The organism is Paraburkholderia terrae (assembly GCF_002902925.1).
GTDB lineage: Bacteria > Pseudomonadota > Gammaproteobacteria > Burkholderiales > Burkholderiaceae > Paraburkholderia > Paraburkholderia terrae.
In genome coordinates, this window is the sequence record NZ_CP026113.1 from 1,331,563 (window position 1) to 1,345,835 (window position 14,273).

The following is a 14,273-nucleotide window of genomic DNA, read 5'->3' on the forward strand; positions in this document are numbered from 1 at the left end:
TGTATAGCGTGTAGCGGAAAGGCGGGAGATACGTGTGCCCGCCTTATCTATGCGTCGTTCAGGGACCAGTCTTGACGGGCCGGGCGGCTCGCACGGCGTCATCTTCCGGGCATTTCGATGCAGGTGACAGCTTCACGGGTTCGTCCATGGCGCGTCCATCGATGCGGCGAGCCGCTAGCCAGCACTGCCTGCCGTTGGAATCCTGGAAGACGTCGTAATCCTGGCCCGCGACAGGTGTGAAGGTCATCGCAGGCGGTGAGCAGGAGGAGGAAACCGTCCCCGTCGACGACTGTACATTCGACGAAATCGTGAGTGGCTTTCCTGCTTCAACGACATATTCCTTGATCATGTCCTTGAAGTTCAAACCCTCGACACGCATGAAGGGACGTGGACTGGATGGCATGCCGATGGTCACGCTATGTGACGAATACTTCCATGCAGCGAGATATCCATCGTCTACCTGAATTGCATCAGGGTCGTTCGCCCAGGCACTGCTGTAGCAGGCGCTGTTCGGGCGAAACGATGTGCTTTTCGTACCGTTTCCGGTTAGAAATCGGATGCGCGATGAAATCGCTGGATCGTAGCTCGGACTTGTTTCCGTCACGTGATGCGCAGGTTGGAGAAACGTGCATGCTGAGATTGCGGCGATTATGGATACCGCGACGCACCTTCCTGCCGCCCTGTTTAGTGCTTGAAACATTGTGTTCTTCCCCGATACGTCATTTCTTATAGCGACGCCAATCCGCCCGCTATCTCGTTCATTGCGCGAACGCCGTTCGCTCAGATATCGCGTGAGCGATTCTCTTACCTAACGACAATTTGGAGTGTTTCCGTAGGGCATCTAGCGAAATTTAATGCAACGGCAAATCGGTCTGCTGCGGTCGCGATTGATTTACTTTAACTGGTTTGGCGGGTTGATCATCTGCATCAACCCCCACCCCATTCACGATGTATTCCTGATCGTATACGTGCATCATCGATTGCGAATAAGGGATGCCAGGATCGGGAGATTTAGTCATCAAACAAGCACGAAAAGGTCCTCTGTGGTCTCATTCCAGACTGCAACGTTGTCGATCGTCGCAAATTGCGACTCCAGCGTCATCAGCTCCTCTTAATCGGATCAGTCCGCTTCTTTCTCCGCGCCATTTTTCTTCATCTCTCGCCGCTCCTTGACAAATTGATGCCAGTGACTTCGGCGTTACACCCATAAGCGGCAATCTTGCCAAACTTCCCCATTCTCGCGATAGCTTTTCCCGATATTGAGAATGGTAGGTCAGTCCTCGCATAACTCCAGCGATGTACGAGCTTGTGAAGTTCGCCTTGTCCCTAGACAGACCCGTTTCGTAACTGCAGGTGCTGCCCGCGTAGTCCAGTCCTCCGGCCAACACCGCCGCAGCCATTGCCTGGGGACGAAGTAGACCAATCGCAGCGGCGGGTATGCCATAGAATGCAGCACTCTTCGTATTCCCTAACGCTGCGACAGCGTTTGCACAGACGGGAAGCTCGGGGAGGCGGCCCGCTTTCGGCGCCTTCGTACGAACGGGCGGAGCGTTCACTCAGCTCGGAGGCGTCGTTGCGACATACTGCATCACTAGAGAATGAAAGGGACTTTCCGTTTATTCCGATTCATCATGCTCGGATCTCGCCTATAAAATCAACGTTTCCTGCGAAATCCGTTGAATCAACGCTTCCTGGACGCAGAACGATGCAGGTAATAGGTCGATTAAATAGTACACAATCGTCGAGATTTACTTCATAGTACGACGGCCCTTGGAACGCCTCGATCTGATCTTCGTTTACCTCGAATTGATAGGCAACCACTGAATTCGATGTCGACATAATTTCAGATACGCGGGCTACATAAAACGATTTGGCATACTGCGAGCGGAATGCATTTGCCAGCCGCCGCGCGTCCTCATCGAATATCGATTTGTCATCGATCGAACAAACATGCCATGAGCGATGAGCGATTTCAACGGCGTTGAGCTTACCGTCCATCCCCAGAAGCTTTCGCACCTCGGCAAGGTCCGCCCCTTGCAAGTCTATGCGTTTGTCACTTCGATCCATAGCGAATCTCCCTTGTAGTGCGTCCATTTGCATTTTGGAATTCAATTGTCGTGCGGCCATCCCTGCTTGGACGCAAAATGACTGTACTCCCGTCGTCGAGCTTGCCAATGCTCGCTTCGCCGCGCCCTGTCGCTACCGTCTTAACGTTACTTGGCTTCAATGCGGCAAAATCACTTGCAGCCGTCGCGTCATTACTGTTAGGCACGGTTTCGATACTCGTCCCGCGCGTCGTAACGTTTTCTACGGACGTACGTCCTCCATAGACGCGATCGTATGCCGAACCACCGCCATCGTCGCGGCTAGCGCCTTGGCTTCCGCCATCGTTCAGCATTGCGGTATCTGGTGCCCCGCCCTGAACGCCTACTCCTGTTCGCGGTAAGCCCCCGACGTTTGGTCCAACCAGTTCCGGCGATGCCCCGGGAGCCCTCGGCCCTCCAGCTGGGTTACCGAGGACCGCAACCGCCCCGTTGTTAGCACTCTGCGCTATAAGGCTCGCCGGAGACTCGGAGATTTTCTCTTTGGCGTCGTCACGCATCTGGCCTGTAAATTGATCCTTCCACCGAGTAGCGTCATCAATCGGATGCCCGTACGTGTTTTTCAACCAGGTCAGTGCAGCATCTTTATATCCGTTAAACGCATCCAGCAACTGACTTCCCGTACCGCAATCACCCTTCTGGTTACAATTGCTGCGGTTGTATAGATCCGCGTTCGATGCAGCAAATCCTCCCGAATTACCGCCAAGTAGTGCACCCATCCCGCCCGCCAGGATGTTCGCCGCCACGTTGCCTGCCGTCAGCCCTGGGTCCATGCCAGCACCGTTCCCATTGCTGAAGCCATCAGCAAGAGAATTCAGCTTACCGGCGACCGCTGACGCGACACCCGCGCCCGCCGCACCGCCAAGCGCGTTGCCACCGCCCAATCCTGCAATAAGCGCCCCACCCGCCGTGTGCAACGCGACACGGTATGTACCCCCTTCATCCCACTTTGCGGCCTCATCCCGGTACTGTGCCGCCGACGCACTATCACCCGCTGCATCTGCCTTTTTCGCTGCGTCGAGCGCGGCCTGCTTCTTCATATCCGAGATGGTGCCGATCTGCGTGGCCACCGCTTCGCCCGCCGCGCTGGCAGCGCCCATCATATCGGCCTGATTGTTGAGCAGGTTGTTCAGGTCCGGTGTCTTCGCTACTGTCTCGTTTGTATCAGCCGTATCGCGGCTCAGGGTAGCCACATCCTGCGTCTGATGCGCCTTGTCAGTAATGTTGATCGTGCCCTCACCAATCGCGCTACGCGTCGTAGCACTCTCGCTGCCGCTGTCATGCTGACCAAGCATCGGCGTAAATCCCCCGGCGTTTCCAATGGAGGATGGTCCTAACCCCTTGCTTGGTGCGCCAACTGAAGCGCCGCCACTGAAGCCGCTGCTCGATGCGCTGTATTCCGAGTGATTCTCGATATCGGAGAAAGTGAGCGTACCCGTCGTCAGCGTGTTTTTCGAGGCATCCGCATCGCTCGCAATCACAGCACCCTTGAGATCCGTGTTTCCCTTCACGTTGATATCGAATCCCCCCGTCCCTGCCTGAATCCCCGCCTGCTCGTTAACGCCTGCATAGCTGCCATTTGCGCTACTGTTTGTATGGCTGAAGCTGGCGCTCCCTCCGCCCTGGCTGATGCTGAAGCCGCCGCCCGTGCTCGTCTGATGCGCGCTGCTTGTGGTTTTATCCTGCACGCTGGCAATGTTCAGGTTTCCGCCGATATCCGCCGAAATCTGATTGCCCGTGACATTCGCGCCGATGATGTTCGTATCGCCGCCCGACACGATACTCACGCTGTTCGACCCGTTGATGTGCGTGTTGTTCTGTGTGACAGCATCGCTATTCGCATCGCCGTGCGCCTTCGACATCGACGCCGACACACCGAAGCCTTGAGAACCATAGGAAACACCAACGCTCGCACTGCTCGACTCGTTGGCACTACGGGTCGTGTCAGTGTTAGTCGTGTTGACCAGATTGACCTGGTTCTTCGCGGCAAGCATCACATCGTTGGCGTTGACGTCCGAGCCGGCGATCGTCAGATTGCCGCTTCCCGGCGTGCCATTGCCCGTCGCAGAGAACGCGGCCGTGCCACCCGCTTTCACGGTTGAGCCCTGTTGCGTCGTGCTGTCTTCGGTGAATGTATTCTTGCTGTGACTGCTACCGAAGCTCAGTTCGACCTTCACGTCGCCTGCGCCGCCTTGCGCGAGCGACTCACCAGCCGATGCCGCGTCGCCGACAGCGGCGATCGCGTGCAAGGCCGATGCGCGAGAATCCTGACTGTTGCCCGAAGCCCGCGCCTGATCGATCGCGCCCTGAACCATGTCCACGATGCCGCCGGTCACGGCGAGGGTAAAACCGCTCTTGCTGACTTCGTGGGTCTCGTCGTGATGTGTCGTGCCAGTGGCGGCATCGATGATGACGTTGGCCCCCGTACCGGTAACGTTCTGTGCTGCAATCAGGTCACTTCCTGTGACATGCAGGTCGTTGCCTGCTGACAGATGCACGCTGCCGTCTGTGCTACCGATCAGGCTCGCATTGTTCGTCAGCGATCTGTCGTGCGACGTGTCCTTCGTATCGACCGTGCCATATGAAATGCCCGCGCCGCCTGAACTACCGAGCCCCGTTTTCAAATCCTCATGGAAATGGCTGCTCTCGCTCGTATCCTGCGACGTCGTAATGGTGAGATCATGCCCCGCCGACAGTGTCACGTCATGCGTCGCAGCGACCGTGGACCCCGTGATCGTCATATCATGGCCAGCCGCACCCGTCACCGTATCGCCCGACACCGTCGAACCGTTCGCCACCACCTGATGTGAACTGGTTGAATCGGTCTCCTTCTCGCTGGACAGAAAGCCCGAATGATTGGTCTGCGACCAGCTTTGCGAATCGTGCGTCTCGCTGACGCTGCCAATCGTGACATCGCCCGTCGATACGAGTTTGACACCGCCGCCGCCCGCTTCCGTCGCAACGGATGACCCAAGAATCGACAGGTTGCCGTTGCCGCCCTGACCGCCCGCGAGCGTGATGTTGCCGCCCGCGCTGACGCTCGAACCCTGCACTGCCTCGTCATAGCTGGAACTTGTATGGTGCGACTGCTCGCCGCCCATCGATTGTTCGCTGCGCGTGTGCGTGTCCTTTGCGGCAGTCACCGTCAGGTTGCCGCCGGCCACCATCGCCACATCGCTGCCGGCCGTCAAGGTCGCATCGGTGAGCGTCGTATCCCTCGCTGATACCGTCGTCAGACTGCCACCGGCGACAATCGCGCTGCCCAGGTTCTGGGTGACCGCGTCGTGTCCGCCATTGAGCCCGTCGTTTGTCCTGACGTCCTGCGTGCTGGTCAGCGTGGTTGTACCCATGTTGAGATCACGGCCAGCAGCAATGGCCGCGTCGCTGCCGGCCGTAATGGTCGCACCCGTCAGGTTCACATCACGACCAGCGATAACCGTCACGCTGCGTGTCGCCGAGATCGCGCCGACGGCATCGACACCCGTTCCCGTCACGCTTCCAGAGAAAGTGTCCGAGCCGAACGTCTTCGACACGCCATAAGTCTGCGTCTCATTGATGACATCGCGACCGGCCTGCACGACAACATCCGCGCCGCCAATGCGGCCGCTCGTGTTGCGCACATCCTGAACCGCCGACACGGTCGTCGTCCCGGCACTGCCGATCACGCCGCTATTCGTAATGTTATTGCCGATGATCGTGGTCGCCACGTCGCTGACAATATGGCCACTGTTGTTCACATCGCCGCTTGCATTCAGGCTCACGCTGTTGCCGGCGACGAGCGCGCCGCTTGCCGAAAGGTCAACCGTATCCGACTGCGCAAGATACACCTGCGGCACGAGCACGCTCTGATGCGAACCGTCTGGCAACGTCACGTCCTGCGAGACGAGCCACACCATATCGGTTGTGAGTTGCGACATCTGTTCGGGCGTCAGCGCAACGCCCGCTGTCAGCCCGAATTCCTTCGCATACTTCACGCCGTTGTTCATCAACGCCGTGTATTCGTCGAGGTTGTCCGTATAACCGGTGAGGAAGGTGCGGCCAGTCAACTGCGTGATCTGGTTGCGCACGAGCGTCTCTTCGTACATACCGTCGCCCACACGCTTCTCGACCTTCGAAGGATCGAGGTCAAGCTGGTTGAGCATGTAATCGCTCGATACGAAGTTCGTGTACTGGGTGAAGCGCGGGTCCGTCGCGACGAGATAGGTCGCGCCGGGTGCCGTGTTGTATTTGTACAGGCCGTTCGACGGCAGCTTCAGATTGGGAATGCCGCCTGACAGACCACCCACTGTTTGCGGCCGGATCGGACCACCCGTCACGCCGCCCGCCTGTGCACCGCTCAACGACTGTGGATTGGCAGACTGCCCGGCGACTGAACCCGTCTGCGTTCCATCGGCGCTGCCGCCTGTCACGCCCGAGCCGATCACCGTTTGACCCTGACGGTTCACGGACCCGATCGTGATGTTCTGTGCCGTGGTCTGCACGCCCTGATTCGACGTGGCGATCGCGGGCAACGACGCGACTGTCGTGGTCGATTGCGCGATGCCGTCGTCGACCGTCTTCGTGTCGCTGCTGCCGCCTGTTTTCTGATGCCAGTAGAACGTCGACTGCTCGTCCTGCGTGACGGTCTGCTGAAGAACGATGCCTGTATCGTTCACGGTGCCACCATTCGCACGACGGACGAGGCTACCGCCTGCGCTCATCGTCGACGACTGGTTGTTGATCGCGCCGCCGTCCGCGTTGATGCGGATCGCGCCTTGCGCCTGGATCGTCGCAGCATTGCCCGCACTCAACAACTGATCCGTCGTCGTGGTCGTGTGGACGGCGCGCGTCGTTTCGCTATAGTCGTGCGAGTCAGGACCGAGGTCGAAACGCGTCTTCACCTGGTCCGGACGGATGTTTTTGTTCGGGTCGAAATCCGGCCAGAAGGTAATCGTGTACGAGTCGCCGTTGTCGGCGATGCTGTTGTACCACTGCGTCGGATTCGTCGCGATGTTGCGAGTCTGCGGTAGCGGGTGCTGAATGCATACGTCATGAACGTTGCAGGTTTCCGTCGTCAGCGAATTGTCGCTATAGGTTTCCGTCAACGGTTGCGTGAGCGAGAACGTCTGCGCACTAGTGTTCAGGTTCGTAACCTGCGATTTGGGCACCGTCACGCTGATCGGCGTAGCGAGTTTGCCGACGATTTCCGCCTTCAGCGGCGCTTCGTCCTTGGTCCATGTCCACTGGGAGAAAGTCGCGCTGCTATGGGTATTCAACAGATCGCCGATCGGAATACCCGCCGTCCAGATCGTCAGCGTCTGCGTGCCCGCATCCTGGGGCGTTCCCATCTGCGTCACCACACCCGTGCGCACGTTATTCACCGTATGCGCGGCGATGTCGATGCTACCGTCGGCTTCGATACTCGCAGCGCTATTCGTCAGCACGTTCGTCTGGTTGGCGAGCAGACCAGAGCCGTCGCGGGCGCCATTGCGCGCGATCTCCAGGTTACCTGCGCTGTAGATCAGCGCGCCGTCTGCGTTGGTGACGGAGTTCGCCGCATAGACACGCACACTATTGACGCCCGCGATGACGGCAGCCGTGCCCGTGTTCTGAACATCCGTCGCATTGACGGTCACGTCGTTGCCAATAACGGCACCCGTGTTCGCCAGCGTGGCGCTCGTCGTCGTGACCGAGTTGCCTTCGATGCGCCCCGCGTTGGAAATCGTCCCCGCAGCATTGACCGTCGTGGTCGACGAATTGATGTCGGCGCCTGCGGCGTTGACGACGTTCGCGCCTCTCACCGTCAATGCGCCGTTTGCGGCGAGCGTACCTGTGTTGGTCAGCGTGCCCGTCGCATTGACGGCCATATTGCCGTCGGCGTGCAGGTTGTTCGCGGCCGTGTTCACATAATCGCCCGCGACATTCAGCGTCAGGTCGCGACCAGCAACGATATTGCCGTTGCCACTGATCGCGCCACCCGCCACGATGTCGCGGTTAGCGCGAATAGCACCGCCCGCATTAGCGAGCGACGCGACTGCAAGCGATGCATCGGCGCCCCCGAGAATCGAGCCGCCATTATTGGTGACGGTTGCGCCCGCCTGGTTGATCGTGAGCGCCGTGCCGCCATAGATCGTGCCGCCCGCGTTATTAATGCTTTGTGTCACGTTGAGATTCGCCGCGCCGCTCGCGACGACGTTGGCGCCGGCATCGTTCGATAGCGTCTGCGCGTTCAGCGTGAGATCGCCGTTGCCGCCGAGCGTGCCACCCGTATTCGTCACGCCCGTCGATGACGTCACCGACATCGCGCCATCGCCCGCATTCGTGAGCTTGCCGGCCGTGTTGTCGACGCTCGCCGCGCTGACGCTCACCGTGCCGTGCGCGCCATTGGCCGATAGCGCCCCGTGCGCGTTCGATAGCTGGCCGCCCGCGTCGATCGTCAGGTTGCCAGCCGTTTGTACCGAGCCGCCTGTGCTGTCGACACCGCCGGATGTCTCGAGCGTCAAGCCGTCATTGCCGTAGAGCGCACCACCGCGATTCGCGATGCCTGTCGAGACAGTGAAGCGTGCCGCCTTCTGTGCGGACAGCGTACCCGCGCTGTTGTCGAGGCTTGCGGCCGTCATCGTCAGTGCGCCGTTCGTGACCATCTTGCCCGACGCGTTAGTCACAGCAGCTGCCGCATCAATGGTCAACGCACCCGCGCCCGCGTGCTGGATTGTGCCGCTGTCGTTGATGATGCGATTGGCTAATACGCTCAGATTGCCGCCATTCGATGCAATCGTGCCGCCTGTATTGTCGAGCGCGCCAGCGGCGTGAATGGTCTGGTCGCCGGTTCCATATTGCGTGAGCTTGCCGCCGCGATTGGTCAAATCGCCCGACGCCGACACACCCAGCGCATCGCCGTCGATACTACCGTTCGTGTTGTTGATCGACGCAGCCGCGACGTTCGTCGTCGAACCTGAAAGCGTGCCGCCCGTGTTGTCGAGCCTACCTGTCGCCGTCGTGTCGAGCGCGCCGCCTGCCGTGATGTTGCCCGCAACATTGTCGAGCGACTGTGCGTGCACCCTCGCGTCGCCCGCAGCGCTGAGTTGACCGTCATTCGAGAGCGCGCCTGCCGTAACACCGAGTGCCCCGTTCGTCCCGATTACGCCGCCCGTATCGCCCGACGCAGTCGTGCCCGTTGCATTCACGAGCGCACCCGACGTCGTCAGGTTCATCCCGTCCCCGCTCAGCGACACGATGCGACCGGCGCTGTTGTCGAGCGACGCGGTGTCGAGACTTGCTCGTCCCGCTGCCTGCACGGTGCCTTGCTGGTTGCTCAGCGCGCCGCCTGATCTCAGTTCGAGCGCGCCATTGGAGACGATTCTGCCCGCCCGGTTCGAGACGTCGCCCGACGTCGTGATGCCGAGCGCACCATTGCCCGCATGCTGGATCGAGCCGCTATCGTTGACAACGCTATTCGCCGCGACCGTCAAGCTGTTTGCATTCGATGAGACTGCGCCGCCCGCGTTGTCGAAAGCGCCGCCCGCGTGAATTGTCTGGTCCGTGGTGCCGTATTGCGTGAGCTTGCCGCCACGATTCGTCAGATTGCCGGCGGCCGACACGCTCAACGCATCGCCGTCGATGCTGCCGTTCGTGTTGTCGATGGATGCGGCGGATATACGGGTTGTCGTACTGGAAAGCGTGCCGCCGGTATTATCCAGCGCGCCCGCCGCAGACGCATCGAGCGCGCCGCCGGCAGTGATATTGCCGGCGCGGTTATCGATTGACTGCGCCTGAACGTTCGCGTCGCTCGCCGCATTGAGTTGCCCCTGGTTCGACAGCGCTCCCGCCGATATCTGCAAGGCACCGTTCGTACCGATCACGCCACCAGAAGCGCCCGACGCTGTCGTCCCCGTCGCGTTGACCAATGCACCCGTGGTGGTCAGCGACATGCCATCGCCATTCAGCGACACGAGCCGGCCAGCGGTGTTGTCAATCGAACCCGCATTGACAGATGCACGCGCGGCCGACTGAATGACGCCAGTACGATTGTCGAGTGCGTGCGATGCACTCAGATCGAGCGCCGACTGCGAGACGATCTGCCCGCCGACGTTCGAGACATCCGACGCGGCGAGTTGCATTGCGCCGCCGCTCGACAGCTTGCCCTGCGCAACGGACAGCGTACCGGCTGCGTTTGCGCTCAACGCGCCGCCTGCCACTGTCGTCGTGCCTGACAGGTCGATATCAGAACCGCTCGCATTGAGCGCGAGATTGCCGCTGCCAGCAACTGTGCCATCGCCGTTCACGCCTGCGCCTAGCGTACCGCCTGACTTGATGCTCGCTGCACTGAGGGACGCGCTTTGTTGCGCCGCGAGCGTCCCGCTGTTCGTGAGCGCGCCCGACGTGCTGGCACTGATGTTCTGCTGTGCGTGTGTCGTGCCGCTGTTGTCGATGCCGTCCCGCGCATTCGCGCTGATGTTGCCCGTCGCGTTGGTTTGTCCGGCGAGCACCAGCTTGCCTTGTGTGGTCAGAACCAGATCGCCCGCCTGCGCGGCAAGCACGCCCTTGTTCGACACGCCGACGCCGTTCTCCGTGCCGACCAGCACGATACGGTTCGCGTACATGCCGCCGAGACTGCTCACATCGATCGACACACCCGGCGCCGGGCCGTCGCCCGCGATGGGCGTGGCGTTGAGCGTATCGTGATCGACGCTGTTTGCGCCCGTCACGACATTGAGGTTCTTTGCATAGATCGCGGCGTTCGCCTGCACCGCGCGTGAGATCAGATCGACCTGGTCGACGTTCGACGCATTCAGGCCCGCACCCTGAATGCTGATGCTGCCGCCCGTTACGTTAAAGCCCGTCAGCGACCCATCGGGACCGTAGTTCGGCGTGCCGGTCGTCAGAATCGCGCGCGACGTGTTGATGAATCCGCCGCCATTCACCGATATTCCCGAGCCGTTCGCGATGACGACTTCAGCCCGGTTGCCCGCGACTTCGACATAACCGTTGATCTGGCTGGCCGCGCGGCTATTGACCTGATTGACGATGATCTTCGCGGACTGGTTCGCCCCGAAGTTCGGGTTGCCGTTGATGTACCCCGCCTGCTGCGTGTTGACGATGGTGGGCGAGTTGTTCAGGACCACGCCCGCCTTCGGCACATCGAACTGCGTATAACCGTTGATCGATACACCCGCTGCCGAAGGGCGCGTGACGTTGACCTGCTGGATGCCGTTCGCGGTCTGGATGACAGTCGGACGATGTGCGCCCGCGTTCGGATCGGCCACGACCTGCGCAAAGGCCGTCGCCAGCCCGAAAACGGTCAGGCCCGTTGCCGCCAGGACGGAGCGCAGTACCGCGCCGACAGCGGCGCGCGTCGCTGCCGACACGTCGCCCGTCGTTTCGCCCTGATTCTTTTTTCCCGTCGCAGCGGCGGTTTCCTCAACTGCGACGAGCATTCCCCGGATCCGGCTGAATACCAGCCGGTAAGCTCTCTTGTTCATTTTTTTACGCGCTGCCGTAGTGCTAAAAGCGCGCGTAATGTATCAGATACATTTAGTAACAACTGTCAAATCATGCAATGTTGATGCGAGGGCGCAACATTTCATGCAAAGCGCATGGTGGGCAAACGGTAGAAACCGTGCTTCCTCACGCAATCGGGGCCGGAGTATCCGCGCAGCCTGGAACTAGCTATCGGTGTTATGCCAAGTCGGCACGGCCCATGGCGCTCGCCCGCAGAGGTCAGCCGCCTTCGCCATGGTCAAGTCGTAGCATGTTCGCTTCAACCGTGCACTTTGTCGGGTCTCTGAGCGGTTCAGTCGTTCCCACGGCAGACACCCACGCTCGTTGAACGTGCTCATGGTCGCAGAGCGAACCCAGTCCGCCGCTGCGCTTTTCTGGGTACGCCACCGTTGAAGGACCGGCGTTCATCATCAGCAGACCCTGAAGGGACATTGAAGCCTGACGGGACAGCGGCCGCTCGATGTATGGCTGCAGCCGTATATACTCGATTGCCCACAAGAGGCCTCTATCTCCCCCTGTCCTGAGCAGTGCATCATGTTTGAATCCGAAGGCCCTACACTAACTCCGCTGAAAGTAGCATATTTCATTGTATTTTTTGTAATCAGTTGGCTTGGCTACGCTGGCGGCCCTGCCATTCAAATCGAGAGCCAATACAAGCATGTAAGCTGGTTGGTGGCGATCCCCGTTGGTTTGGCGATGACGTGGTATTTCCAGAGAATACTCGTTGGCCGCCTGTACAAGGCGAAGTCCGGGGCAATGCTTCCGCTGGGAATTCGAGCTTCCTGGGTGGCAGGCGGTATCGCGGCCGGGATACTCACGATGCTATTGCCGTTTGCTGTCGCCACCATAGCTAACCGGGTCATAGGTACCACATACACAGCTTCATACTTGGTTACCGGGAAGTCGATCGGGCGTGGCAAGCGTACATGCTACGACTTGACCATGACGAAGGCGGACGACGCATCGGATAGATTTGATGTGTGCGTACCGAAGTCGGAACAAGATGCGACAAGAGTTGGCGACAAGATGCAGGTCACTGGTCGTCGATCACAATATGTGAACCAGATGATCCGTTTCCGTCGGATTTCCTGAGGCAGCGATGCTGTGATGGGAGTCGTCGCTGTTACTCCCCGCCCTCCCCAAGTTGTACGCCTCAGGATGATCGAAGGACGGTATGGAGCCGTGTACACGGCCACGCAAAGCGGCTTCGTTCACCTCCCCTCGTCTATAATCATCGAACCCAGAATCCACATCGCATGGAGCCGTATTTTATGAGTCAAGCCCGTGGGCCATATGCGGGATCTCGGCGCAACGGTCAACGCCAATTCCACCACGACAAAAGACCTCCGGTTCAACGACAAGGATCACCGTATGTGAAGCCGGCGGCTAAAGACTCCGATCAGACAGCATCCATCCTGAAAACACGATCGTTTCAGTTTCTGGTCAGCGCGGTAGGCGCAGAAAATATCGCCCTTGCGCTCGAATCGAACATGACGCGTGTGGCCGAACTGATGAAAGGCGAGAGATTCACGCCTGAGACCGCTTTCCATGTGGAAACCACGCTCGGATTACCGCATGGCTTCTTTGATCAGCCTCACCCTGCGCTCGCGGACGAGACCATCGCTCGCTTGAAGTCTCCGCTCGACTTCATTCGGACCGACGAGGAATTCGACCCAAAGTCCGAAGCACTCGAGTCGGCACCTACACCGGCCGTCGACCAGCAACCAATTCCAAAAGTTAGTTTGCCCGAGGAAGCGCAAATGCCAAAGAAAGTAGCTGGCGGCAAGCCGGCAGCTGTCAAAAACAGTCGAAACGAGGTGCGTGAACAGCCTAAAACTGGCGCCCCGCTCAAAGTGTCGTCGCCTAAGCACAGGACGTCTTCCAAAACACCCCAACAGCAACCGCTGGCATTGAGCGACAATACTGACGTGGAGAACATCCGCCGCGCCAACCTCCGTCTTCTCACAACTCGCAACGGATCGAAAGTGAGACTAGGTGTAGTCATGGAGATGAGTGGATTTAACATCGCCGACCGACTGCACGGCAAGAAGCGCATGGACAGTGCCGAAGCAAACCGCTTCACAGAACGACTCGGACTACCCATTGGCTGGTTGGACAGCCCACGCACCGAAGGCGAGATTCCAGAATCCGTGTCCCAAATGCTAACGCCTGCTCCGCGCGGGCACGCATCCGTGCAACAAAGGGTATCGCCTGCGCCAGCAACGAACGATGGCGAGCAAGAAAAGACCGCCAGTGGGAAATTGCGCACGCATCCCGAGCGTGCAACCGCCTCGGATGCCCCCGAACGTGCCTCACCCGTTGCGGCGAACGTAGCGAAAGATAAAGGAACTATCGTCGTCAGTCGAGAAGCTCAGGTAAATGAACTCTCCCCCAATCCTGCCAGCCCTTCAACAGAAGAGAATGACAGCGATGCTCCGGCAGTGACATTAGCACTGCCTGACGCGATGACTGACTCCCCGATTCCGCAGCAACCCTCCTTCCCCCTTCCTATTACGGCCGCGACCAGCCTGGACAACCTGCACGGTATTGCACCGATAGCAGAAGCTTTGATTAAGACGCTCGCAGGTAAGGCACGCACAGGTCGACTGGACGAATTGAAGGCCTTGGAACTTTTGCATCAGGCGGTCCTGTTGTAGGACTTGGCGGTGTCGACAAAGCAACGACGCGGCC

At 59.5% G+C, this 14,273-nt stretch carries 5 protein-coding genes; 2 read left to right on the plus strand and 3 right to left on the minus strand.

All coding sequences use genetic code 11. The annotated features are described in order from the left end of the window. Window positions 1–58: 58 nt before the first annotated feature. From C2L65_RS35770 to C2L65_RS35780, 3 genes are all read right to left on the minus strand, one after another. Window positions 59–700 (minus strand): hypothetical protein, encoded by a 642-nt coding sequence (locus C2L65_RS35770; protein WP_233446723.1) that lies wholly within the window; start codon window positions 698–700, stop codon window positions 59–61. Between the two features lie 929 nt (window positions 701–1,629). After that, entirely contained in the window at window positions 1,630–2,067 is a 438-nt protein-coding gene (locus C2L65_RS35775) for a hypothetical protein (RefSeq protein WP_042315644.1), read from the minus strand. Next, entirely contained in the window at window positions 2,054–11,563 is a 9,510-nt protein-coding gene (locus tag C2L65_RS35780; RefSeq protein WP_081921493.1) for a hemagglutinin repeat-containing protein, read from the minus strand. The genes C2L65_RS35775 and C2L65_RS35780 overlap by 14 nt, the downstream gene beginning before the upstream one ends. A gap of 553 nt (window positions 11,564–12,116) precedes the next feature. On the opposite strand from C2L65_RS35780, the gene C2L65_RS35785 reads away from it, so the two are divergent. Beyond that, window positions 12,117–12,674, plus strand: coding sequence for a hypothetical protein (locus C2L65_RS35785; RefSeq protein ID WP_042315646.1), 558 nt, complete (start codon window positions 12,117–12,119; stop codon window positions 12,672–12,674). 179 nt (window positions 12,675–12,853) lie between these two features. Beyond that, complete coding sequence (locus C2L65_RS35790) at window positions 12,854–14,239, plus strand: hypothetical protein (RefSeq protein WP_042315655.1); 1,386 nt, start codon at window positions 12,854–12,856, stop codon at window positions 14,237–14,239. The last annotated feature ends 34 nt before the right edge of the window (window positions 14,240–14,273 follow it).

What these genes read in the sequence shown, in the direction of transcription:
- C2L65_RS35770 (WP_233446723.1), bottom strand. Translation starts at nt 700, where the DNA reads ATGTTTCAAGCACTAAACAGGGCGGCAGGAAGGTGCGTCGCGGTATCC.
- C2L65_RS35775 (WP_042315644.1), bottom strand. Translation starts at nt 2,067, where the DNA reads ATGGATCGAAGTGACAAACGCATAGACTTGCAAGGGGCGGACCTTGCC.
- C2L65_RS35780 (WP_081921493.1), bottom strand. Translation starts at nt 11,563, where the DNA reads ATGAACAAGAGAGCTTACCGGCTGGTATTCAGCCGGATCCGGGGAATG.
- C2L65_RS35785 (WP_042315646.1), top strand. Translation starts at nt 12,117, where the DNA reads ATGTTTGAATCCGAAGGCCCTACACTAACTCCGCTGAAAGTAGCATAT.
- C2L65_RS35790 (WP_042315655.1), top strand. Translation starts at nt 12,854, where the DNA reads ATGAGTCAAGCCCGTGGGCCATATGCGGGATCTCGGCGCAACGGTCAA.